The organism is Devosia psychrophila, from assembly GCF_000971275.1.
GTDB lineage: Bacteria > Pseudomonadota > Alphaproteobacteria > Rhizobiales > Devosiaceae > Devosia > Devosia psychrophila.
In genome coordinates this window covers 1-21621 of record NZ_LAPV01000023.1, presented here as the reverse complement: position 1 = coordinate 21621, position 21621 = coordinate 1, and the positions used below count along the sequence as shown (strand labels likewise).

Here is a 21621-nt window from a genome sequence, read left to right as displayed (position 1 = left end):
CATGATCCTCGGTGCCTATTTTCGCCTGATCCGGGCCGGGTATGTGCTGGCGCGCGAGGGTGCGCTGTCCCTGGTGCAGGAGCTGCCGCCGGCGCTTGCGCCACTGCGCTTTGGCATATGGTTGGGCCGGCTGGTCGAACGACCCAGTGTGCGCAAGACGGGGCATGTCGAGCGGCTGAACAAGGCGCTGAACCGGCTGGGGCCGACCTATGTGAAGTTCGGCCAGACGCTGGCGACCCGCCCCGATGTGGTTGGACCGCAGGTTGCCAATGACCTGGCAGGCCTGCAGGACAAGATGGAGCCGTTCGATCCGGCGCTGGTGCCGGGGATTTTGCTGGCGGCGCTGGGCGACAAGGCCGCGGAGCTGACCGAGCTCAGTGCGCCGATTGCTGCGGCGTCGATTGCCCAGGTGCATCGCGCTCGGCTGAAGCCCGCCGGTGGCTTGCCCAAGACCGTGGCCGTCAAGGTGCTGCGGCCCGGCGTCGAAGCGCGTTTCATGGCCGATATCGAGAGCTTTTACGCCGTGGCCCGGCTGGCCGAACGTTTCGTCAAATCCACCAAGCGGCTGCGCCCCGTCGAGATCGTTGAAACGCTGGATCGCTCGGCCCGGCTGGAGCTCGATCTGCGGCTGGAAGCTGCTGCCATTTCGGAAATGGCCGAGAATATCAAGGACGATACCGGCTTCGTCATCCCCAGCGTCAGCTGGGACCAGGTGGCGCAGAATGTGCTGACCACCACCTGGGTCGATGGCATACCGATCCGCGACCATGCGGCGCTCGATGCGGCCGGGGTCGATCGCAGGGCGCTGGCTTCGAACCTGTTGCAGAGCTTTTTGAAGCACGCCATTCGTGACGGCTTCTTCCACGCCGACATGCATCCGGGCAACCTGTTCGCCGATCCGCGAACTGGCGATGTGATCGCGGTGGATTTCGGCATCATGGGCCGGATCAATCGCAAGGAACGGCGCTTCCTCGCCGATATCCTCTACGGCTTCATAACCCGCAATTATCGCCTGGTGGCCGAGCGTCATTTCGAGATCGGCTATGTGCCCAAGGACCAGTCGGTCGACGACTTCGCGCTGGCGATCCGCTCCATCGGCGAGCCGCTGCACGGCCGCACCGCCAGCGACATTTCCATGGCCAAGGTGCTGGGCCAGTTGTTCACCATCACCGACCTGTTCTCGATGCAGACGCGGCCCGAACTGGTGCTGCTGCAAAAAAGCATGGTGCTGGTGGAAGGCGTATCGCGGGCGCTCGATCCGAACCTCGACATCTGGACCGTGGCCGAGCCCGTCGTGGGCGACTGGCTGCGCAAGGAAGCGGGGCCGCTGGGGCGCCTACAGGACCTCAAGGGGCATTTCGATACTATCGCGGAGGCTGCCGGCCGGCTGCCGATCATCGCGGCACAGGCCGAACTGGCGTTGGCCGATTATCACGCCGGCAAGATGGAACCGCGCGACAGGCTGATGCGCGGCGCCATGCTGGCGCTGATGGCGATTGCCGGCGTGACCCTCCTGGTCGCCCTGTGGCGCATGTTGACGCTATGAAAAAGCCGATCGGACAGATCGCCGTGGCGGCGCTGCTGGCGCTTGGCCTCAGCGCCTGTGTCGATGCAAATCTGGAGGTCGCGCTGACCAGCGACACCAGCGCCAAGGCCACGCTGTTGCAGGAGATGCGGCCGGACTCTTTTACCGCAGTTACACTCGCCGATACGTTGGGCGAGGCGGATTGGCAGGCCAAAGTGAAGGCTGTCGGCGACGCCACTTTGGCCAAGTCCGAAGCCGAAGCGGCGGGCAAGGATGCTTCGACGATCGTCATACCGCTGCTGCCACCCTTCTATCAGGCGCTGGCAGCCAATTTCTGCAGCACTGGCGGTTTGCTCAAGCGGGTCGATGGCGGTGCAAGCTGTATCGATGCCAGCGAGGCCGCATTCGACGAAATCGCCCTGGGTCCGCTGCAGCAGCAGTTGAGCTTCACGCCCCAAGGTGACGGCCTTGTCCGCATCGTCCTGTCGACGCAGCAGCTTCTCGATGCCGTCCGCCCCGATCTGGCGCTCAGTCCCGAGATCGAACAGAGCATCCCGGCACTGTTTTCAGGCCGCAAGATCGTCATCCGGTTTTCCGGCATGGAGGTCACCGAGAGCAACATGACCGTGGCCAAAGACGCAAAGTCGGCAAGCCGGGACATCCCTATCCTCGAGCTGATCTCCGGCAAGGCTGACCTACCCGCCGAACTCTACGCCGTGGTGCGGGCGCCATGACTGTCTCCGTTCAGCTGCGCTGGCTACCGCACGGTATCGGCCTGCCGCTGCCGCGCCAGCAGAGCGCGGGTGCCGCCGGACTGGACCTGGCGGCGGCGCTGGGGCCGGATGAGGTGATCGAGATTTTGCCCGGCGATTACGCCAAGATCCCGACCGGGCTCGCTCTTGCCCTGCCCGAGGGCTACGAGGCGCAAGTGCGGCCACGGTCCGGGCTGGCGGCCAAGCATGGCGTCACGGTCCTCAACAGTCCGGGCACGGTGGATGCCGATTATCGCGGTGAAGTCATGGTTCTGTTGATCAACCATGGCAAACAGAGCTTCCCGGTGCGCCGGGGCGAGCGCATCGCGCAGATGGTTATCGCGCCGGTCAGCGCGGTGACGTTGGTCGAGGTCCACGCGTTGGACGAGACGACACGGGGTGAGGGCGGGCATGGTTCGACTGGTCGTTAGTTTTTTTGCTCTACTGGCCGGAGTTTTTCCTGCCATGGCCGGCGATCGGGCTTTGCTCGAGGTGATCGGCTATTCCGAAGATGCGCGCTATTTTGCCTTCGAGGAATTTGGCATCCAGGATGGCTCGGGATTTCCCTATTCCTCAATCTACATCATCGACCTCAGTACCGATTCCTGGGTGGTCGGCACCCCGTTTCAGCTGGTGGGTGGGGACGACAGCCGGACGCTGCAGCAGATCCGCGCCGCCGTGCTGGTCGATGCCACCCAGTCGATCGAGGAATTCGGCATCGATGTGCCAGCCGAAATGGTTGCCATGGTGGGCGAAGGCGTGCCGGACAGTGATGCGACGAGCCTCCGTTTCGGCGCGCCCGGATATGATCCGGGAGCCGTCAACGGTAATTCCGAACTGCGTCTTTCCACATTTGTCACCACGGCTCTGGCGCCCTGCGGCGAGTGGTTTTCCATCGACCCGCTGGGCTATGAACTGTCCCTCACAGACGGCGACAATGAGCGGGTGATACATCGCGACGGCGCCCTGCCCCGCTCGCGCGGCTGCCCCACCGCCTATCGACTGTATGGCGTGGCGCTGCCGTTCATGGCGCAGTCTAGTGAGCATGCCGTGGCCCTGATTTCGGTTTATCCCGGCGGCTTCGAGGGGCCGGACCGGCGCTTCATCGCGGTGCCGCTTGGGCTCTGATCCACTCTCCCCCGAAGAAACCCGGCGCTACGCTCGCCACCTGACCCTCAAGGGCATGGGCGGCGCGGGCCAGCAGGCGCTGAAGCGGGCGCGGGTGCTGGTAGTTGGAGCGGGGGGATTGGGCAGCCCGGTCGTGGCCTATCTGGCGGGGGCGGGCGTCGGTACGCTGGGCATCGTGGATCATGACGCGGTGTCGGTGAGCAACCTGCATCGGCAGGTAATCCATACGCAGATCGGCGCCAACAAGGCCGAGAGCGCTGGGCAGTTTGCGCGGGCGCTCAACCCGCATATAAATGTGGTGGTGCATGGCGAGCGGCTCGATGCAGGCAATGTGACCGCGATAGTGTCGGGATATGACCTGGTGCTCGATGGCACCGACAATTTGCTTACCAGACGTCTCGTGGCAGCCGCCGCCGAAGCCCTCAACCTGCCACTCGTCTCCGGCGCGGTCTCGATGTTCGACGGACAGGTTACCGTATTCGCCCCCGGCGGCACTTGTTTTGACGATCTCTATCCGGCCGAGGCTGACGATGCCGATCTACCCAGCTGCGAAGCCACCGGCATTTTGGGCCCACTGACCGGGGTCATCGGCACGTTGATGGCCATGGAAGCGGTCAAGCTGATTACGGGGATCGGCGAGCCGCTTGTAGGACGGGTGCTGACGTACGACGGCAAGGGCGGCCGGTTCAGCGAGTTTGAGTATTAGAGGCGGGCAGTTTTGGAAGTTGGGGTTCGGCACATCGCCCCCACACCCACCGTGTCACCCCGGCCTTGAGCCGGGGCCCATCCCGAGATCACGCAACTGCCGCAAGGTCGATCGGGTATGAACCCACATCTCAGGATGGGTCCCGGCTCAAGGCCGGGATGGCATCGTGGATGGGGTTACAATGGTGGGCAGAATAAGCGCCGGGACAGACAGGAGCTAACTAGCCCTAGGCATCCGGATGCTTGAACACCAGTGCCGCATTGGTGCCGCCGAAACCGAAGGAATTGCTCAGCACCACGCCCAGATCAACATCATCCCGCCGCTGGCGGAGGATGTTCATGTCTTCGAAGGCCGGGTCGAGCACTTCGATATTGGCGCTTTCGGCGATGAAGCGGTGCTTCATCATCAGGATCGAATAGATCGATTCATGCACGCCGGTGGCGCCCTGGCTGTGGCCGGTCAAGGATTTGGTGGCGGAGATGGGCGGGCAATTGTCCTCGTTGCCGAACAGCGCGCGGATCGCTTCGATTTCGCGCAGGTCGCCCACCGGCGTCGAGGTGGCATGCGGGTTGATGTAGTCGACCTTCTGCCTGACGTTTTTCAGTGCCATGCGCATGCAGCGCTCGGCGCCTTCACCCGAAGGCGCGACCATGTCGAGGCCATCGGAGGTCGCGCCATAGCCAACCAGTTCGGCCCAGATTTTGGCGCCGCGTGCCTTGGCGTGTTCGTATTCTTCCAGCACCAGCACGCCGGCGCCGCCTGAAATGACGAAGCCGTCGCGCGCTGCGTCATAGCATCGGCTGGCCTTGGATGGCGTGTCGTTGAAGTCCGAACTCATGGCGCCCATGGCGTCGAACAGGTCGCTCAGGGTCCAGTCGAGGTCTTCGTGGCCACCCGCGAACACAATGTCCTGCTTACCCATGATGATCTGCTCCATGGCATTGCCGATGCAATGCTTGGAGGTCGCGCAGGCGGCGGTGATGGTGTAATTGATGCCCTTGATGCCAAAGGGCGTGGCCAGCGTCGCCGAGGCAGTCGAACCCATGGCTTTGGGCACGGCCAGCGGCCCGATACGCTTGGGGCTGTTGTTCCTGCGGGTAATGTCCGCCGCTTCGACGATGGTGCGGGTAGACGCGCCGCCCGAGCCCATGACGATGCCGGTCATCGGGTTTGAAATGTCCCTCTGCTCGAGGCCCGCATCTGCGATAGCCTGCTGCATGGCGAGGTAGTTCCAGGCCGCGCCTTTGCCCATGAAGCGGGTGACGCGGCGGTCGAGGATTTCAAACGGATCGAGGATCGGGTCGCCCTTGACCTGGCTGCGGAACCCCAGCTCGGCGTAATCGGGTGCGGCGATGATGCCGGGCTTGGCGGCGCGCAGGCTCGCGGTGACCTCGTCCAGCGAATTGCCGATCGAGGAAATGATACCCATGCCGGTGACGACAACTCGTCTCATCGTGGCCTCGCTCCTTCTCAAGTCTCTTACGGGCGCTTTGCAGCGGCGCCTCTTTATGGTTCGGATCGGACCGGATTATGGCCGATCAGGCACTCTTCTGCTCACTCATTTGTGCATCGGTAAACAGGCCGACGCGCAGATTGGCGGCTTCGTAGATCACCTTGCCGTCAGCCTTGACCCAGCCATCGGCGATACCGAGGGTCAGGCGACCCCTCATCACGCGCTTGAGGTCGATGCCGTATTCCACCAGCTTGACGTCGGTGGTCACCTGGCCGGTGAACTTGATTTCACCGCCGAGCGCGCGACCACGGCCGGGCTGGCCGATCCAGCTCAGGAAAAAGCCGGTCATCTGCCAGACGGCGTCGAGGCCGAGGCAGCCTGGCATTACCGGGTCGCCGATGAAGTGGCACTTGAAGAACCAGAGGTCCGGATTGACGTCGAGCTCGGCGCGGACTTCGCCCTTGCCGTGAGCGCCGCCGGTCTCGGAAATCGTGGTGATGCGATCAAACATCAGCATCGGGGGTGCCGGCAGGCGGGCGTCGCCCTGGCCCGGCAATTCGCCACGGCCATGGGCCAGCAGTTCTTCATACCCAAATGCGTTTTGCCGCTCGGCCATGCTCGATAACCCCGGTTAACCTTATGTCTGGTCTCGTACAGGCGCACACAATGAGGGTCAAGTCAGGCGCTATTGGCCTTTGTGGGCAAAGACGGGCCTGCGGCGCGGGTGCCGCTTGTGTGAAATTTATGCGATAGTTATAAGGAAGCCAACAATTGCGGCCCTTCCGTCTCCAGGACTCAATGACCGATCGTATCCAAACCGCCCGTTCGCTGCCTTCGCACAAGCCTTGCCTCACCGCAGTCCTGCGCATGGCCAATCTCCGCCCGACCCGTCAGCGCGTCGCTTTGGCCGAGTTGCTGTTCGGCGGACCGCACCGCCACGTCAGCGCCGAGCAACTGCATGGCGAGGCCACCGATGCCAAGGTCGGCGTGTCGCTGGCTACTATCTACAATACGCTGCACCAGTTCCATCAAGCGGGCCTGCTGCGCGAAGTGGCCGTCGATGCCTCGCGCTCGTATTTCGATACCGACACCTCGGACCACCATCACTTCTACGTCGAAGACGAGCAACGGATGATCGACATCCCGGCCTCCTCCGTCGAATTCGCCGCCCTGCCCGACGCCCCCAAGGGCATGAAGGTCAGCCACGTCGACGTCGTCATCCGCGTCCGCAAGGCGCAGGGGTAAGATTGCTGGCACTATGTGCCACCAAGCCTTTGTCCAGCCCCCGCGCGCAGCGAAATCGCTCGGGGTGCCGGTGACATGGGCGGTCCGATAACCCATATTGCAGGTCGTCTATAAACAGCCGCAAGGGTGGCCAATGAGCCAAAAGGTCAATCTGAACGCGTATTTCGAGCGAATCGGCTTTGCCGGATCGATCGCCCCGACCTTGGCGACTCTCGAAGCGATCCATGCGCTGCACCCCGCAGCGATCCCCTTTGAAAATATTGACCCGCTGATGGGCCGGCCGGTGCTGCTCGATCAGGCGAGCCTTGAGCAAAAGCTGCTGCACAAGGGGCGTGGCGGTTATTGCTTCGAGCATAATACGCTGCTGATGAACGTGTTGCGCGACCTCGATTTCACGGTCCGCGCCCATGCCGCCCGCATGCTGTGGGGCCATCCCGAAGGCGGCGCGCCGATCATCAGCCATATGGTGCTGTTGGTCGATATCGCCGGCGGCAGTTACCTGTGCGACGTCGGCTCCAGCAGGTTCATGCTCACCGCCCCTCTCAGGCTGCGCGACGGCGTCGAGCAACAGGTGGGCAAGGAACTGTACCGCCTGAGCAAGACCGCCGAGGGCTGGCGGCTCGAGGTGAAAGTCGACGACGACTGGCGCGGCGTGTTCCAGTTCGATTTGGTCGAGCAGAGCGAAAGCGATATTGCGGCCCTCAATAGCGCCGTCGAGGCCGAATATTTCAACCGCGGGCAGTTGCATGCGGCACGGGCCGAAGGCGATGTGCGCAGCCGGCTGTCGGGCAACCGGCTCAGCATCTATCGACCGGGCGAAGAGCCCGAACGGCGCTATGCCGGGGATGTCGATGCGCTCAAAGCGATGCTGGTGGAGGTGTTTCGCATCACCCTGCCATTGGCGCTCGACTTGCTCGATCCCGCGCTGCAGCGGGTGATCGACACTGCGCCCCCAGCGCCGGACGCCTGATCGTGGCGCCCGTCGTGGTCGACCCCGACAAGGTGATGGAATTTGCCACCCGGCAGGCGTTCTACGACTGGCTCAAGGTCAATCACGACACGGCCGACGAGGTGTGGATCCGCATCTTCAAGAAGGCCAGCGGCAAGGCCACTATCACGCCGGTTGAAGCCATCGACGTTGTGCTGTGCTGGGGCTGGATAGACGCCATCCGCAAGTCATGGGACGAAGAAAGCTTCGTCCAGCGCTATACCCATCGCGGCAAGAAGAGCCTGTGGAGCCAGATCAACAAGGACAATGTGGCCCGCCTCGTCGAGGAGGGCAACATGACCGGCCACGGGCTGCGCCATGTCGATCTGGCCAAGGCGGACGGCCGCTGGGAGGCGAGCTATGGCACGACCATGGACCCGCCCGAGGACTTGCTGGCGGCTATCGAAGCCAGTCCGAAGGCCATTGAGTTTTATCGGACGCTGAGCGCACAAAACCGCTTCGCGCTGATTTTCCGGACCATAAACCTCAAGACCCCGGCCGCCCGCGCCCGCAAAATTGTAGGCTTCGTCGATATGCTGGAGCGTGGCGAGACGATCTATCCGCAGGGCAAGGGGAAAGCCTGATGGCACTGTGGTTCGCATTCCTGCGCGGTATCAACCTCGGCAAGCGCCAGGTCAAGATGGCCGAACTGCGTGACGCCATGGCAGAAGCGGGCTTTGCCGAAACAAAGACCATGCTGGCCAGCGGCAATGTGCGTTTCGTCGCCGAGGGCACGGCAGAGGCGATCAAGAGCAAACTCGAAAAGCTGATCGAGGCGCGGTTTGGGTTCGAGGTCGGCGTGGTGCTGCGCTCCGAGGCCGAACTTGCCAGCATGCTCGACACGCATCCCTTCGACAGCCTCGATCCCACGGCCGATTTCACCCGGCATGTGCTGATGTTTGACACGCCCCTGCCGGACGGCACTGCGCTGGATGGGCTGCCCGGTCACACCGAAATCCTGCGCATCGATCCGCGCGAGATCTATTTCGTCGGCTATCGCCAACCGAACGGACGCTATACGGAAGGCGTCGATGACGTGCTGAAACCGCTTTATGCCAGACTGGGCAAGGGCGTGCTCGACACGGCGCGCAACTGGAACACCATAGAGAAGATGCTGGCATGATCACGGTTTTCGGCTCCACCAATCTCGATCAGGTCGGCACTGTTAGTCGCCTGCCCAAGCCCGGCGAAACCGTTGCCGGCGGCACGTTTTCGATGGCGGCCGGTGGCAAGGGCGCCAATCAGGCGCTGGCCGCGCGTCGCGCCGGAGCCGAGGTGCGCCATGTGTCGGCCGTGGGCAAGGATGCCTTTGCCGCGCTGGCGCTGGACCTGCTGGAAAAGGACGGCGTCGATCTGTCCGCCCTCAAGCATGTCGACGGCCCGACCGGCATTGCGATGATTTTCGTCGATGGCCATGGCGAGAATGTCATCGCCGTACTGCCCGGCGCCAATGGCACGATGACCGCCGCCGATGCGGACGCCGCGCTGGCCCAGGTCAATGGCGGCATCCTGCTGCTGCAGCAGGAAATCCCGCAGGCGGCAACCGAGCGGGCGCTGGACCTCGCCAGGCAGAACGGCATCACCGCCATTCTCAACACCGCGCCGTTCCTCGACACCACCAAAGCGCTCGCCCCCAAGGCAGATATCCTGATCGCCAACGAAACCGAATTCGCCCTTCTTACAGGTCGCGGCATCGACGAACTCGACGCCGCCATGGCCGACTGGGCCAAGGCGCATGACCAGACCGTCATCGTGACCCTCGGCGGCGACGGCGCCCGGGCCGCCACCGCCGACGGCAAGACCATCTCGGTTCCCGCCCTCAAAGTCACCCCCATCGACACCGTCGGCGCCGGCGACACATTTTGCGGCTATTTGGCTGCGGGACTGGATGCGGGGCTGGAGCTCGAAGCCGCAATGCAGCGCGCCGCGGTGGCCGCAAGTCTGGCGTGCCTCAAGCCGGGCGCGCAGCCGGCGATTCCGATGGCGGATGAGGTTGAAGCGGCGATGCGGGGCTAGTGCGTATCTAGGACGTCACCAATTGGTGGTTAGCGCAGTTTGAACTTGTTCGTCTGTCCAGTCGGCAGGCACCCAAAGTCCGACCTTGCGACCCTCTTGATCGACCGTCGCGTGGCGCATTTTGGTCGCGCCAGAACCTCCGGGATGTTCGTCGTGGTCATAAGTAGGCAGTTCGTGGCTAAAATCTTTTCCCTGCCAGTCGCCGGTGTGAAGCCACTTACCGGTAAAATTCTCTTCGGACGCGCTCATTTCAACCTCGCTGTTTTTAAAACAACGCAAACAAGTGCAGCTGGCTCCATAAAACAAAAAGGTCCGCATCGTGCGGGCCTTTTCTAATTCTCAAAACCACGCTCGGCGCCGGCGATACATTTTGCGGCTACCTCGCCGCCGGGCTGGATGCGGGACTGGAGCTCGAAGCCGCAATGCAGCGCGCTGCAGTGGCGGCAAGTCTGGCCTGCCTCAAGCCGGGGGCGCAGCCGGCCATTCCAATGGCGGCCGAGGTCGAAGCGGCGACGCCGGCTTAGCGCATCATCGCGTTGGTTGATTATGGACAGTCCACTGAAGTAGGAAATTCTGAGGTGCATGTGTACAGGGTTGTTCGCGTTATTGCGTAGCAGACAAATAAAGCGAACATTGCGCTCTGGTATTAGCCGGAGAAAAATGGTGCTCCCGAACGGAACGCGAAACTTCACAATCGAGGTGAAGTATTATCTCAGCTGCTACCGTGCTTGGGAAGATGCCGACCGAGCCATACAAACCCTCCGTGGCCAAAAAATCTCTTACACCGACTGGCGTGTGCAGTGGGCCGGCATCTGCGCAATCATGAAATCTTCTGTTCATGTGATGTTGGTGGACGCCAAAAGATGCTTCTCCACCGAACTTCGTGACAGTTTAAAAGCGCGATTCCGCCTATTAGGAGAGCACAAATCATCGTATCCGATTTTTTGGCAGTTCATCGACCGCGAGAGACATAACATTCTCAAAGAGTATCAATTCTCCGCCTATGCGGAGGCTATCGCTGATCCTGACAACGACGGAAAAGACCTTCCTACCCTCTTCTCAAGCATGATGGCAGAGCGGGAACTCCGGCTCAAAGGTGGCCTCTATGACGGAAGGTTAGCGTTAGACGTGGCAGATGAAGCATCACAATGGTTGAAAGATTACCTTGAAGAAACCGTGCGCTTGGGAGGCTTTATGCCTGATGAGCGAATTCAGTCCGATGGCTTCCTGTGGCATCGTGTACCCAAGGCGGACCTTGCCGCAACGGCTCCATGGTGGGCAGCCCCAGACGACGCACTGGGGGACGCTGGCCCCGAAACTCACGAACACCCGGTTAAACCTCCGCAGCCAGAATAGCTTCTGCCATGGCCACCCGACCGCAGCCCCGCCACACAGCAGTGACATCTTCGCGGCCAAGTCTCGCAAAGTCTGGCCCCGCTTAATCTCTGCTTAAATAGTCCGAAGGGGACGCAAGCGGCCCTACCCATTACCACAAACAAAAAGGCCCGCATTGTGCGGGCCTCTTCAAAATTCTCAAAACCACCGTCGCCTTACTTGGGCGCCAAGACCATGACCATTTGGCGGCCTTCGGAGCGGGGCTGGCTTTCGACTTTGGCTACGGGCTCGAACTGGTCCTTGACCTTGACGAGCAGCAGCATGCCGAGTTCCTGGTGGGCCATTTCGCGACCACGGAAGCGCATGGTGACCTTGACGCGGTCGCCATCCTCGAGAAAGCGTTCGACGGCCTTCATCTTGGTCTCGTAGTCATGCGTGTCGATATTGGGACGCAGCTGGACTTCCTTGACCTCGATCACCTTCTGCTTCTTGCGGGCCTCGGCAGCTTTTTTCTGCGCGGCATACTTGAAGCGGCCGAGGTCGAGCATCTTGGCGACTGGCGGCACAGCGTTGGGAGAGATCAGGACGAGGTCGAGCCCCTGTTCCTGCGCTTCGGTCATTGCGGCGCGGGTGTTCACGATACCGCGGTTCTCGCCTTCAGCGTCGATGAGCTGAACATCGGCGCTGGTGATATCTTCGTTCGAGAGCGGCCCATCTTTCTGGGGCGCGACTGGTCTCATTGGACGACGAATGGCAAAGGATCCTTGTGTAATTTAGCCAAGTGGTGAATTCAGCCGTAAAATCGTGTTACGCGGACGATAAGTCAACAGGCAAACGGCCATAAATCGGGCAGTTTGCGCCATTGAAGCGCCGCGATCGACAATCTCCTGCGGCGTGACTAACGCAACGTATGCGCCTTGGGAAGCAGAACATGACCATAACACAGAAAGCCGCCGTCCGCATCACTGTCGGCGAGGGGGGCCAAAACCGCGAAATCGCCGTCGAACGCCGCGCCGGCAAGGCACCCGGCCTGTTCTGGCTGGGCGGCTTTCGCTCGGACATGATGGGCAGCAAGGCCATGGCGCTCGACGCGCTGGGGGCCGAGCGCGGGCTCATGGTCACGCGCTTCGATTATTCCGGCCACGGGGTTTCCGGCGGCGACTTCAACCATGGCACGATCAGCCGCTGGCTCGAAGAGGCCGAGGCGGTGTTTGCGCTGACCTCCGGTCCGCAGATCATCATCGGCTCCTCGATGGGCGGCTGGATCGCGCTGCTGCTGGCGCGGCGCCTGCTCGCCAAGGGCACGCCCGCCCATGGCATGGTGCTGATCGCGCCTGCTCCGGACATGACGCATGAGCTGATGCTGCCGGGGTTTACCCCGCAAGAGCACGACAGCCTGCAGAACAATGGCTATGTCGACCAGCCCAGCGAATATTCCGATACGCCCTATCGCATCACCCGCGCGCTGATCGAAGACGGCAAGCAGCACCTGTTGTTTGGCGGCGTTATCGAGACCGGCTGCCCGGTGACCATCCTGCAAGGCGGCAAGGATGTGGACGTGCCGCAGGCGCATGCGATCAAGCTGGTGACCCATATGCTGCATGACGCGGTGACGCTGACGCTGATCCCCGATGGCGACCATCGGCTCAGCCGCGACGAGGACCTGGCGCGGTTGAAGGACGCGGTGATCAGGCTGGTGGGCTAGCCCCGCGTCACCAGCTTGGTCCTCTGCATCCCGTCCGGTCCGAAATTATCCGGGCTCAACCAGCGCTCATATTCCGCCCGTAAGGCCGGCCAGTCCTTGTCGATCATCGAGAACCAGGCGGTGTCGCGGCTTTCGCCCTTGAGGATCATGTCCTGGCGGAACAGGCCCTCATATTGAAAGCCGAAGCGCGTGGCGGCGGCTTTGGACGGCTCGTTGCGGTCGTTGCATTTCCACTCGAAGCGCCGATAGCCGAGGTCGTCGAAAGCGTGGCGGGCAAACAGATACAGGGCTTCGGTGGCCAGCGGCGTGCGGGCCATCGGCAGGCCCCAATAGACCCCGCCGATTTCGATCGAGCCATGTTCGGGGCGGATGCGCATCCAGCCCTGCTGGCCCACCACCTTGCCGCTGGCCTGATCGACCACCGCGACGTAGCGGTTCTCGCCCCAGGTGGTGTCGGCGATGCGCGCTTCGACCTCGGCCAGGGTTTCGGGCGCGGTGCTGAACAGCCAGCGATAGCGCTCGGCGCCGCCCGGCATGCTGGAAATTTCGAAAATGTCGGCCGCATGATTGGCAGCAAGCGGCTCCAGCCGCACATAGCGGCCTTCCAGCACGATGCGCTCGGGCGCGGACTTGGCGGGGATTGGCGCGCTCACTTCATGATCTCCCAGATGGCGGTCAGGCTTTCACGATAATTTGGATGCAGCAGTTCGACACCCAGCGCGGTCTTGATAGCCGCATTGGAGACGCGCTTGTTGTCGGCATAAAAACTGCGCTGCATCGGGGTAAACTGCGCATCCTCGAAAGCGATCTCTGGCGGCGGCTCGATCCCCATCAGCCCTGTGGCATAGGTCACCAGATCCTGCGGCGGGGCCGGCTCGTCATCGGCCATGTTGAAAGTGCCGTCCAGTCGCGCCTCGGCGGCGAGCATGGTGATGCGGGCGATGTCCTCGACATGGATGCGATTGAACACCTGGCCCGGCTTGATCACTCGCCGCGCTGAGCCGTCGGCCAGCTTGTCGAAGGTCGAGCGGCCGGGACCGTAGATGCCGGCCAGCCGGAGAATGGCGAGTTTGATGCCACGCTCGGCTGCGTAGTCGCGCCAGGCCTGTTCGGCCAGCACGCGGCGGTCCGAGCGGTCATTGCGCGGCACCAGGGGCGCCGACTCATCGATCCAGGCGCCACCGAAATCCCCATAGACGCCGACTGTGGAATAATAGCAGAGCCACTCGAGGTTTTCGGCCGCATCGAGATCGGCACGATGATGAACCAGCGCCGGATCGCCGTCTTCGCCGGGCGCGATAGACAGCACCACATGACTGGCGCTTCTGAGGTCCGGGCCCAGTGTGGCGCCCGGCGCGGTGCCGTCGAAGACATGCGCTGAAATGCCATCATCGGCTAACCGTTTGGCCTTGTCTGCGGTGCGAACGGTGCCTGAGATGTTAACAGTCTGTGAACCAATTCGCATGGCTTGCGCAGCCGCGAGTGACGAATAACCCAGCCCAAAAAAAAAGGCGCGCATCAGATATCCCCGGTCCATTCCAGCAGCACCGAGCTATCGCTTTCCTTGGCTGCATAGGCAAGTCTCAGATGCTCCGCCCGCTCCGGCGCCAGCTTGCGCAATGCCCAGACCGCAGCGCCGCGAACCAGCGCATCTTCGGACCCGAGCCGCGCCTCGACCAGCGGGATCAGCGTATCATCGCGTGAATTACCGATTGCGATCAGCACGTTGCGCAGGAACCGCGCCTGACCGATGCGCTTGATCGGCGAGCCGGCAAACAGACTGCGAAACGCATCGTCATCCAGTTGCACCAGATCGGCCAGCTGTGGCCGCTCGAACTCAGGCCGCGCCCGCAGCTTGGCTTCGCGGCTGATCGAAGCGAACTTGTTCCAAGGACACACCGCGAGGCAATCGTCGCAGCCATAGATGCGATTGCCCATCGGCGCCCGGAACTCCAATGGAATCGGGCCTTTATGCTCGACGGTGAGGTAAGCCAGGCACCGCCGCGCATCGAGCCGAAATGGCGCCGGGAAGGCGTTGGTCGGGCAAATATCGAGGCAGCGCGTACAGGTGCCGCAGCTTTCCTGGTGCGGGCTATCGGCAGGGAGTTCCGCCGAGGTCAGAATGGCACCGAGGAACAGCCACGATCCAAACTCGCGGCTGACCAGTACCGAATGCTTGCCCTGCCAGCCCAGCCCTGCGGCTTCCGCCAGTGGCTTTTCCATTAAGGGCGCTGTATCGACGAAAACCTTGACCTCTGCGCCGGAACGCCGCGCCAGCAGGCTCGCCATATCCTTGAGCTTGCCCTTGATGATCTCGTGATAATCGCGATTTCGCGCGTAGACTGAAATCGTGCCCAGCGAGCGCTCCCCGAGGATCGCCAACGGATCACTTTCCGGCCCGTAGTTGATCCCGAGCAGGATAACCGACCGCGCCTCTGGCCACATCCCATTGGGACTGCCACGCCGCTCGGCGGTCTCTTCCATCCACGCCATATCGCCATGCCACCCCGCCGCCAGCGCTGCGTTGAGCTTCTCGGGCAGGTCCGGCCGCGCGTCGGCCGGGGCAATACCAAAGCTGTCAAAGCCCAGCGCCGTGGCGCGGGTACGCAGTTCGGCGACGAGCTTGTCGGTGTTGGCAATGCCAGAGCTGGCCACGGGTACTTCCACCCTACAGATCAGTATGTGAGGCAGCTGGAGAACGTCCTCAAAAATCGAGATCCGCATAGCCCTTTTGCGGTGGCATGGAGACGACGCGGTCGTTGAGCAGCGTGCGGAAGGCGGGGCGGGATTTGATGCGGGAGTACCAGTCGCGGGTTTCGCCAGCCTTGCCCCAGTCGATGTCGCCGAGATAGTCGAGCGTCGATAGGTGGGCCGCCAGAGCGAAATCGGCCAGCGTCAACGCATCGCCGCCCAGCCAGGCACGGGTGGCGAAGAGCCAGTTGAAATACAGCATGTGCTCGTTGAGATTGGCCTTGGCCACGCGCAACACGGCGGGATCGGGCGTGGCGCCCTTCTGGTCACGCTTGACGATTTTTTCTTCCAGCACGTAGCGCGTGACTTCGTCGTTGAGCTTGACGATGACCCATTCGATCAGCCGCCACATTTCGGCGCGCGGGCCGGGGTCGGGCGGGATCAGTCCGGCGACAACACTCGGCGTATAGAGATCTTCGACCGTGTGGATAGCCGCGAGAATGCCGACAATGGGCTGGTCGCCTTCGCCGATCAGGATCGGCAGCGTGGCGGCTGGATTGATTTCGAGCAGTTGCGCATCGCGCAGCCACGGCTTGATTTCTTCCATATCCAGGGGGACGCCATATTCGGCGCACATCAATCGGATCAGGCGCGAAGACGGGTCTAACGGATGATGGATGAGGCTCGGCATTTTGACGCTCGTCTCTTTTTGAGGACCGTTGCGGCACAGCTGTTGGCGCTACCGCCAAACAGCGCTAGAAGCTTGCCGCATTATTATGGGCCTATTGGACTGAATTAGGGGATCAAATGAACGCCGATCAAGGTCTTTTTGTGCCGCTGATCCTTGGAATTCTCGAAGGGCTTACTGAATTCCTACCCGTCAGCTCCACCGGCCACCTGCTGCTGGCAGGTCATTTCTTCGGTTTGACCCAGCCGACCACCTTCATCGTGCTGATCCAGCTCGGGGCAATCCTCGCCGTCATCACGGTGTATTTCGCCAAGCTGGGGATGCTGATCCGCGATGCGCTGACCGGCAAGGCCTATGCCTGGCAGTTCGCGCTGTCGGTGATCCTGGCGTGTTTTCCCGCCGTTATCGCGGGCGTGCTGCTGCGCGATTTCATCCAGGGCGACCTGTGGGAATCGGCATCGCTGATCTGCTGGACGCTGCTGATCGGTGGCGTCATCCTGCTGATCGTCGATCGGCTACCGCTCAAGCCCAAGTATGACGATATCTATCAACTGCCATGGCATGTGGCGCTAATCATCGGTCTGTTCCAGATGTTGAGCCTTGTGCCCGGCGTGTCGCGCTCGGGTTCGACCGTGGTGGGCGGCATGCTGTTTGGCGCCTCCAAGCGCGCCGCGGCGGAGTTCACCTTCTTTATCGCCCTGCCGATCATGATCGGGGCTTTCGGTTATGACCTTTACAAGAGCCGCGACCTGATCGACGCATCGATTGCGCTCAATGTTGCCATCGGCTTCGCCGCGGCCTTCGTGGTCGGGGCGCTGGTGGTGCGGTATTTGCTGGGCTTCGTCAGCAAATACGGTTTCGCGCCGTTTGCCTACTGGCGCATCGCCGTGGGAATTGCGGGTCTGGTCGCGATCTACGCCTTCGGGCAGTAGGCGGCCTGAACCACCAATGCCTTCGGCATTGGGCGGCCAAAGCCACTTTTTTCCCTCGGGCTTGACCCGAGGGAGAAGCGCGGTGGGCGTGGCGAGTTTACTGGCCCTCCGCCGGCGTTACGGCCGTCCCGAAGAGATAAAGCCCTACTGCTCGCGCGCTTTGTAGTTGGCGGGGATGGAGAAAAAGCTGCGCGGGATCTGCTGGCCTTTTTCTACATCATAGAGCGAGAATGTGAGCTCGGCGCCGCTGGGCTCGACCAGGCTCCACTGCGCCAGTTCCTTGGTGTCGGTATCGAAGATCAGCGACACCTGCACCGTGCCGGCCACCGTCTCGTCGATGACGGTGATGGAAATATAGCCATCCGAGCTGGTCACATCGACCACATTGGCGTTGAGCAGGTCGATCGTGTCGCCGAGGAATTGGCGTAGGGGGATCGAGTCCTGCGGGTAGGCATAATAAGTCTCGTCGCGACGGTTGAGCACATAAAAACCGCGGCCGATGGAGACGATTTCCTCGCGGCTGGGTGGCGCATAGCGGAACGCGATCTTGTCGGGGCGCTCAAGGAAGAACGTCCCCTCCTGCCGACCGCCATTGGTATCGATCTGCAGGAAGCGGCCGACCATGGTGCGAATAGCCGAGTTATGCGTGCCAATATCGGCGATCAACTGCTGCTCCTCGGGCGTCAGCGCCCGGTCCAGCGCCCAGGCTGGAGCGCTCAGGGCGAAGGCGGCGGACAGGCCGAGCAGGAGTGCGTCGCGTCGAATCATGGACAAGGTCCCCGGATAGGTGTCGGTGTTAAAGCTAGCCTAGAAAGCAATTGCGGCAACAGGTGGTTCCGTAGCGGTACTTGGCGACGCACACGCAGGCGTGCTCACATGGGACAAAGTGGAGGAATAAAATGCGGACCCTGATCGCAGCAATCGGCTTGACCCTTGCGGGCAGCAGCACAGTTCTCGCGGCCCTGCCGCCGCAATACCAGCGGCAGGCGGAGCTGCTGGCAATCATCGGTAATGAGGGCGTCATCGACGCCTTCGGCTTTGGCGGCATCGAGGTCGTGGAGCTCAACGGGGTCGATCACTACATCGTCCGGGGCGGAGACTGCATGCTGGACGTGATGATCGAGGATTTGCCAAACGAGCGTGAGGCCGGCTGGGCTGGGCCGCGTGAGTTCAAGCTGGTGTTGGGTGAGCCGGTTTGTGAGGGGGCGGAGTGAGAGCAGAAAGCAAGGATAGCCCCACCTAGCCTCCCCCTGAAAAGGGGGAGGAATCTGGCCGTTGATTGTCGCAGATAGTGCCCCGAACCCGATCGGTCCCTCCCCTTCTGCAAGGGGAGGCTAGGTGGGGATGGACGCACCGGACTCAGAAAAAAGCCCCAGCGCTAAGGCCGGGGCTTTTTCATTTCATATCCAACAGCCTCAATAACCCTCGGAATTATTGCCGACCAATATCTCGCGCTTGCCGGCGTGGTTGGCCTGGCTGATGACGCCTTCGCGTTCCATGCGTTCGATCAGGGTGGCGGCCTTGTTGTAGCCGATGGCGAGGCGGCGCTGCACGTAGGAGGTCGAAGCCTTCTTGTCGGTGAGCACGATGTGGACGGCCTTGTCGTAAAGCTCATCGCCCGAACCGGCGTATTCGTCGCCGCCTGCTGCGCTGTCGCCACCCGCTTCGCCGCCTTCATCGTCTTCCTCGGTGATCGAATCGAGGTAATCCGGCGAGCCCTGGCCCTTGAGATGGGCCACCACAGCTTCGACTTCACTGTCGGCCACGAACGGGCCGTGCAGGCGCTTGGCGCGGCCACCCGAGGCCATGTAGAGCATGTCGCCGTTGCCCAGCAGCTGCTCGGCGCCCTGTTCGCCCAGAATGGTCCGCGAATCGATCTTGGAGGTCACCATGAACGAGATACGCGTCGGGAAGTTGGCCTTGATGGTGCCGGTGATGACGTCGACCGACGGACGCTGCGTCGCGGTGATGATGTGGATGCCGGCGGCGCGCGCCATCTGGGCGAGGCGCTGTACGGCGCCTTCGATGTCCTTGCCGGCGACCATCATCAGGTCGGCCATTTCGTCGACGATAACCACGATATAGGGCAATGGCTCAAGATCGAACTGCTCGCTCTCAAAGATCGCCTCGCCGGTTTCGCGGTCGAAGCCGGTCTGCACGGTGCGGGTGATGACCTCGCCCTTGGCCTTGGATTCGGTAACGCGCTGGTTGAAGCCGTCGATGTTGCGGACGCCGATCTTGCTCATCTTGCGATAGCGGTCTTCCATCTCGCGCACGGCCCATTTGAGCGCCACGACGGCCTTCTGCGGGTCGGTCACGACCGGCGTCAGCAGATGGGGAATGCCGTCATAGATGCTCAACTCGAGCATTTTTGGATCGATCATGATCATGCGGCACTGCGCCGGGGTCATCTGGAACAGCAGCGACAGGATGAAGGTATTGATACCCACCGACTTGCCCGAGCCGGTGGTGCCGGCGATCAGCAGATGCGGCATGCGCGCGAGATCGGCGATGACAGGTTCGCCGCCGATAGTCTTGCCGAGGCAAATCGGGAGCTTGCCCTTCATCTTCTCGAAATCGGAGCTGGCCAGCATTTCGCGGAAGTACACGGTTTCGCGATTGTGGTTGGGCAATTCGATGCCAATGGCATTGCGGCCCGGCACCACGGCGACGCGGGCGGAAATGGCTGACATCGAGCGGGCGATATCGTCGGCCAGCGAGATAACGCGCGAGGATTTGATGCCGGGCGCCGGCTCCAGTTCGAACAGTGTGACCACCGGGCCGGGACGGACATTGATGATGTCGCCCTTGACGCCGAAGTCTTCCAGCACGCCTTCGAGCTGGCGCGCCATGGCCTCGAGGCGCTCAGGCGCGTGCTCTGGCGACGGACCGTTATGCTTGGGTTCGGAGAGAAGGCTAAGCGGCGGCAGCTCGAAGCCGCCAGGTTCGCTGAAGAACGAGCTTTGCGCTTCGCGCTGTACGCGCTGGCCCTGGGCCGGGCGTGGTGCGGGGGCGGTGACGCGGGGCTTGGCCGGATCGACAGGGTGGAAGCGCGAATCGCCGCGCTGCTGGTGATTGACCACGGCGGGTGCAGCCGGCAGGTCGGGCACGAAGGGGACTTCGTCCTCGACCTCGTCGGGGTATTCAACTTCGGTATCGTCATAGCTCGGCCGTGCATTGATGCGCGGCGAGATTTCGGCCTCGTCGCCATGGCCGGGCCGGGCGTCGAACGATGGCTCGACCGGCGCGTGGATGCGGCGGGTACTGGGGGCAATCGCCGGCTCGCAACGTTCGTTGCCGGATGCAGGACCATCCAGGCTCGGTTCGACATCGTCGCGCCAGGTGGCCTCATCGGCGGCGCGGCGTTCGGCATGGCTGGCGCGGGCGCGACGAAAGGCGGTGCGCATCGAATAGCCCATATGCACCATGGCGCCGAGGGCAACGTCGAAAATTGGGTTGGTTTCGGGCTCGTCGTCATCGGCGGGGGCAGAGACGCCCTTGCGGCCGGCTGCAGCAGCGGCAGCCTTGATCTTGGGACCGGTCGGGACGGACTGGCCGAGACCCATGGCGATCCAGAAGGTGGCGAGTGCCGGAACGGCGATGATGATGGCAAACAGCACCGCGGTCACCGCCTGCGGCCGGTCACCGGTAACGAGGGTTGCGAGGCCGGTGAAGCCATTTCCGATCAGGCCGCCCAGACCCGTAGGCAGTGGCCAGCTTGCTGGCATCACAACAAACGACAGCACGCCCGCAACCAGCAGGGTCGAGGCAATCCAGCCAAGCAGGCGCATGCCCAGGTGGGTCGGCATGCGGCGCCGCATGAAGGCCCAGCCCCACAGCGCGGGCGGCACCAGCAGCGCCAAGGCCGACAGGCCAAAGGTTTGAAACAGGGTGTCGGCGATCACTGCGCCGGGAAAGCCCAACCAATTGGCCGGCGCCTTGGCTGTTGCATAGGAAAAGCTCGGGTCATCGACCGACCAGGATGCCAGGGCCACGAGGCAGACAGCCACGAGGCCCAGCAGCACGAGGCCCGCAATACGCACCGGAATTCGAATCGCCAAGGCCGGCGGCGGGGCGGGCAGCGCCTTGGTCGCACTGCTGCGCGCGCTACGCTGCGGCACGGAGCGGATTTCATCAAGCACTGGCGAGGGAGAACTGGGCATGGGCGAACTCAATACTGCCCGGATGAGACCGGGCCCACATTGCCTGCATGCTACCGAGATCGGGTTAACCCAAGGCTAACCATGGCAATCGGAGAGCCACCGCGCTCACCCTCACCCTTGATCGTATCATCACCTAGCCTTTGCGGCTCCCATCACCCCACCCTCATTCCCTCCCCATTGTATGTTTGCTTTGAGGCTGTGATTGACGATGATCGGCCTTGGGGCATCGTGTTTTGCGATGCTCCGGGTCAGATAGCGTGTGTCCCCTTAGAGCCAAGCGAGCTCGTCCCTGAG

24 protein-coding genes and 1 pseudogene are annotated in these 21621 nt (G+C 62.4%); 15 read left to right on the top strand and 10 right to left on the bottom strand.

Annotated features, from left to right (window positions below; all coding sequences use genetic code 11):
• The first annotated feature begins 1 nt into the window (after position 1).
• From ubiB to WH91_RS02665, 5 genes are read left to right on the top strand one after another with little or no spacing between them, the layout of a single operon-like run.
• Positions 2–1546, top strand: coding sequence for a 2-polyprenylphenol 6-hydroxylase (gene ubiB, locus WH91_RS02685; RefSeq protein WP_046169480.1), 1545 nt, complete (start codon positions 2–4; stop codon positions 1544–1546).
• Positions 1543–2259: a hypothetical protein gene (locus WH91_RS02680; RefSeq protein ID WP_046169479.1), complete on the top strand. Its 717-nt coding sequence runs from the start codon at positions 1543–1545 to the stop codon at positions 2257–2259. The genes ubiB and WH91_RS02680 overlap by 4 nt, the downstream gene beginning before the upstream one ends.
• Positions 2256–2708, top strand: coding sequence for a dUTP diphosphatase (gene dut, locus WH91_RS02675; RefSeq protein ID WP_046169478.1), 453 nt, complete (start codon positions 2256–2258; stop codon positions 2706–2708). Before WH91_RS02680 ends, dut begins: the two co-directional genes overlap by 4 nt.
• Before the next feature lie 34 nt (positions 2709–2742).
• Entirely contained in the window at positions 2743–3405 is a 663-nt protein-coding gene (locus tag WH91_RS02670) for a DUF2259 domain-containing protein (RefSeq protein ID WP_046169477.1), read from the top strand.
• Positions 3395–4111, top strand: a complete 717-nt coding sequence (locus WH91_RS02665; protein ID WP_046169476.1) for a HesA/MoeB/ThiF family protein — start codon at positions 3395–3397, stop codon at positions 4109–4111. The genes WH91_RS02670 and WH91_RS02665 overlap by 11 nt, the downstream gene beginning before the upstream one ends.
• 226 nt (positions 4112–4337) lie before the next feature.
• Here WH91_RS02665 and fabB read toward each other — a convergent pair whose 3' ends face one another.
• On the bottom strand, positions 4338–5564 hold the full coding sequence (gene fabB / locus WH91_RS02660) for a beta-ketoacyl-ACP synthase I (RefSeq protein WP_046169475.1): 1227 nt from the start codon (positions 5562–5564) through the stop codon (positions 4338–4340).
• A gap of 85 nt (positions 5565–5649) precedes the next feature.
• Entirely contained in the window at positions 5650–6180 is a 531-nt protein-coding gene (gene fabA / locus WH91_RS02655; protein WP_046169474.1) for a 3-hydroxyacyl-[acyl-carrier-protein] dehydratase FabA, read from the bottom strand.
• Positions 6181–6362: 182 nt separating this feature from the next.
• On the opposite strand from fabA, the gene irrA reads away from it, so the two are divergent.
• The 5 genes from irrA to WH91_RS02630 all read left to right on the top strand — a co-directional run bounded on the left by irrA (position 6363) and on the right by WH91_RS02630 (position 9813).
• On the top strand, positions 6363–6809 hold the full coding sequence (irrA, locus tag WH91_RS02650; protein WP_046169473.1) for an iron response transcriptional regulator IrrA: 447 nt from the start codon (positions 6363–6365) through the stop codon (positions 6807–6809).
• 133 nt (positions 6810–6942) lie between these two features.
• Positions 6943–7779 carry an arylamine N-acetyltransferase family protein gene (locus WH91_RS02645; RefSeq protein WP_046169472.1) on the top strand — a complete coding sequence of 279 codons (837 nt, stop codon included), beginning with the start codon at positions 6943–6945 and terminating at the stop codon, positions 7777–7779.
• Between the two features lie 2 nt (positions 7780–7781).
• Positions 7782–8381 (top strand): YdeI/OmpD-associated family protein, encoded by a 600-nt coding sequence (locus WH91_RS02640; protein ID WP_046169471.1) that lies wholly within the window; start codon positions 7782–7784, stop codon positions 8379–8381.
• Positions 8381–8920: a DUF1697 domain-containing protein gene (locus WH91_RS22340; RefSeq protein ID WP_052952544.1), complete on the top strand. Its 540-nt coding sequence runs from the start codon at positions 8381–8383 to the stop codon at positions 8918–8920. Before WH91_RS02640 ends, WH91_RS22340 begins: the two co-directional genes overlap by 1 nt.
• Positions 8917–9813, top strand: a complete 897-nt coding sequence (locus WH91_RS02630; protein ID WP_046169470.1) for a ribokinase — start codon at positions 8917–8919, stop codon at positions 9811–9813. Before WH91_RS22340 ends, WH91_RS02630 begins: the two co-directional genes overlap by 4 nt.
• 15 nt (positions 9814–9828) lie before the next feature.
• On the opposite strand, the gene WH91_RS24020 is transcribed toward WH91_RS02630, so the two are convergent.
• Entirely contained in the window at positions 9829–10062 is a 234-nt protein-coding gene (locus WH91_RS24020) for a hypothetical protein (RefSeq protein WP_074797626.1), read from the bottom strand.
• 98 nt (positions 10063–10160) lie between these two features.
• Between WH91_RS24020 and WH91_RS23020 the strand changes: the two are divergent.
• Together WH91_RS23020 and WH91_RS02625 are read left to right on the top strand one after the other, a co-directional pair.
• A pseudogene (locus WH91_RS23020) lies at positions 10161–10337 on the top strand (PfkB family carbohydrate kinase); the annotation flags it as partial.
• 136 nt (positions 10338–10473) lie between these two features.
• Positions 10474–11169 carry a hypothetical protein gene (locus tag WH91_RS02625; protein WP_046169469.1) on the top strand — a complete coding sequence of 232 codons (696 nt, stop codon included), beginning with the start codon at positions 10474–10476 and terminating at the stop codon, positions 11167–11169.
• Between the two features lie 194 nt (positions 11170–11363).
• Here WH91_RS02625 and infC read toward each other — a convergent pair whose 3' ends face one another.
• Positions 11364–11900, bottom strand: a complete 537-nt coding sequence (gene infC / locus WH91_RS02620; protein ID WP_171910582.1) for a translation initiation factor IF-3 — start codon at positions 11898–11900, stop codon at positions 11364–11366.
• Between the two features lie 179 nt (positions 11901–12079).
• Between infC and WH91_RS02615 the strand changes: the two genes are divergently transcribed.
• On the top strand, positions 12080–12853 hold the full coding sequence (locus tag WH91_RS02615; RefSeq protein WP_046169467.1) for an alpha/beta hydrolase: 774 nt from the start codon (positions 12080–12082) through the stop codon (positions 12851–12853).
• Here the strand turns inward: WH91_RS02615 and WH91_RS02610 are convergent.
• From WH91_RS02610 to WH91_RS02595, 4 genes are read right to left on the bottom strand one after another with little or no spacing between them, the layout of a single operon-like run.
• Positions 12850–13506, bottom strand: coding sequence for a GNAT family N-acetyltransferase (locus tag WH91_RS02610; RefSeq protein ID WP_046169466.1), 657 nt, complete (start codon positions 13504–13506; stop codon positions 12850–12852). The two genes, WH91_RS02615 and WH91_RS02610, sit on opposite strands and share 4 nt — an antisense overlap.
• A complete protein-coding gene (locus WH91_RS02605; protein ID WP_046169518.1) occupies positions 13503–14372 on the bottom strand; it encodes an SDR family oxidoreductase in 870 nt (289 codons plus the stop codon). Before WH91_RS02605 ends, WH91_RS02610 begins: the two co-directional genes overlap by 4 nt.
• Entirely contained in the window at positions 14372–15508 is a 1137-nt protein-coding gene (gene queG, locus WH91_RS02600) for a tRNA epoxyqueuosine(34) reductase QueG (RefSeq protein ID WP_046169465.1), read from the bottom strand. Before queG ends, WH91_RS02605 begins: the two co-directional genes overlap by 1 nt.
• A 49-nt stretch (positions 15509–15557) precedes the next feature.
• Positions 15558–16235, bottom strand: coding sequence for a glutathione S-transferase family protein (locus WH91_RS02595; RefSeq protein WP_046169464.1), 678 nt, complete (start codon positions 16233–16235; stop codon positions 15558–15560).
• 116 nt (positions 16236–16351) lie between these two features.
• Between WH91_RS02595 and WH91_RS02590 the strand changes: the two genes are divergently transcribed.
• Positions 16352–17164 carry an undecaprenyl-diphosphate phosphatase gene (locus WH91_RS02590; protein ID WP_046169463.1) on the top strand — a complete coding sequence of 271 codons (813 nt, stop codon included), beginning with the start codon at positions 16352–16354 and terminating at the stop codon, positions 17162–17164.
• Positions 17165–17308: 144 nt separating this feature from the next.
• Here the strand turns inward: WH91_RS02590 and WH91_RS02585 are convergent, their stop codons facing one another.
• Positions 17309–17932 carry a LolA family protein gene (locus WH91_RS02585; protein WP_046169462.1) on the bottom strand — a complete coding sequence of 208 codons (624 nt, stop codon included), beginning with the start codon at positions 17930–17932 and terminating at the stop codon, positions 17309–17311.
• Positions 17933–18063: 131 nt separating this feature from the next.
• On the opposite strand from WH91_RS02585, the gene WH91_RS02580 reads away from it, so the two are divergent.
• Positions 18064–18378: a hypothetical protein gene (locus WH91_RS02580; RefSeq protein ID WP_046169461.1), complete on the top strand. Its 315-nt coding sequence runs from the start codon at positions 18064–18066 to the stop codon at positions 18376–18378.
• Positions 18379–18579: 201 nt separating this feature from the next.
• Here WH91_RS02580 and WH91_RS02575 read toward each other — a convergent pair whose 3' ends face one another.
• On the bottom strand, positions 18580–21327 hold the full coding sequence (locus tag WH91_RS02575) for a DNA translocase FtsK (protein WP_082101955.1): 2748 nt from the start codon (positions 21325–21327) through the stop codon (positions 18580–18582).
• Positions 21328–21621: the final 294 nt, after the last annotated feature.

Coding starts and splice junctions, on each gene's coding strand:
- ubiB (WP_046169480.1), top strand. CDS start 2: ATGATCCTCGGTGCCTATTTTCGCCTGATCCGGGCCGGGTATGTGCTG.
- WH91_RS02680 (WP_046169479.1), top strand. CDS start 1,543: ATGAAAAAGCCGATCGGACAGATCGCCGTGGCGGCGCTGCTGGCGCTT.
- dut (WP_046169478.1), top strand. CDS start 2,256: ATGACTGTCTCCGTTCAGCTGCGCTGGCTACCGCACGGTATCGGCCTG.
- WH91_RS02670 (WP_046169477.1), top strand. CDS start 2,743: ATGGCCGGCGATCGGGCTTTGCTCGAGGTGATCGGCTATTCCGAAGAT.
- fabB (WP_046169475.1), bottom strand. CDS start 5,564: ATGAGACGAGTTGTCGTCACCGGCATGGGTATCATTTCCTCGATCGGC.
- fabA (WP_046169474.1), bottom strand. CDS start 6,180: ATGGCCGAGCGGCAAAACGCATTTGGGTATGAAGAACTGCTGGCCCAT.
- irrA (WP_046169473.1), top strand. CDS start 6,363: ATGACCGATCGTATCCAAACCGCCCGTTCGCTGCCTTCGCACAAGCCT.
- WH91_RS02645 (WP_046169472.1), top strand. CDS start 6,943: ATGAGCCAAAAGGTCAATCTGAACGCGTATTTCGAGCGAATCGGCTTT.
- WH91_RS22340 (WP_052952544.1), top strand. CDS start 8,381: ATGGCACTGTGGTTCGCATTCCTGCGCGGTATCAACCTCGGCAAGCGC.
- WH91_RS02630 (WP_046169470.1), top strand. CDS start 8,917: ATGATCACGGTTTTCGGCTCCACCAATCTCGATCAGGTCGGCACTGTT.
- WH91_RS24020 (WP_074797626.1), bottom strand. CDS start 10,062: ATGAGCGCGTCCGAAGAGAATTTTACCGGTAAGTGGCTTCACACCGGC.
- WH91_RS02625 (WP_046169469.1), top strand. CDS start 10,474: ATGGTGCTCCCGAACGGAACGCGAAACTTCACAATCGAGGTGAAGTAT.
- WH91_RS02615 (WP_046169467.1), top strand. CDS start 12,080: ATGACCATAACACAGAAAGCCGCCGTCCGCATCACTGTCGGCGAGGGG.
- WH91_RS02605 (WP_046169518.1), bottom strand. CDS start 14,372: ATGCGCGCCTTTTTTTTTGGGCTGGGTTATTCGTCACTCGCGGCTGCG.
- WH91_RS02595 (WP_046169464.1), bottom strand. CDS start 16,235: ATGCCGAGCCTCATCCATCATCCGTTAGACCCGTCTTCGCGCCTGATC.
- WH91_RS02590 (WP_046169463.1), top strand. CDS start 16,352: ATGAACGCCGATCAAGGTCTTTTTGTGCCGCTGATCCTTGGAATTCTC.
- WH91_RS02585 (WP_046169462.1), bottom strand. CDS start 17,932: ATGATTCGACGCGACGCACTCCTGCTCGGCCTGTCCGCCGCCTTCGCC.
- WH91_RS02580 (WP_046169461.1), top strand. CDS start 18,064: ATGCGGACCCTGATCGCAGCAATCGGCTTGACCCTTGCGGGCAGCAGC.
- WH91_RS02575 (WP_082101955.1), bottom strand. CDS start 21,327: ATGCCCAGTTCTCCCTCGCCAGTGCTTGATGAAATCCGCTCCGTGCCG.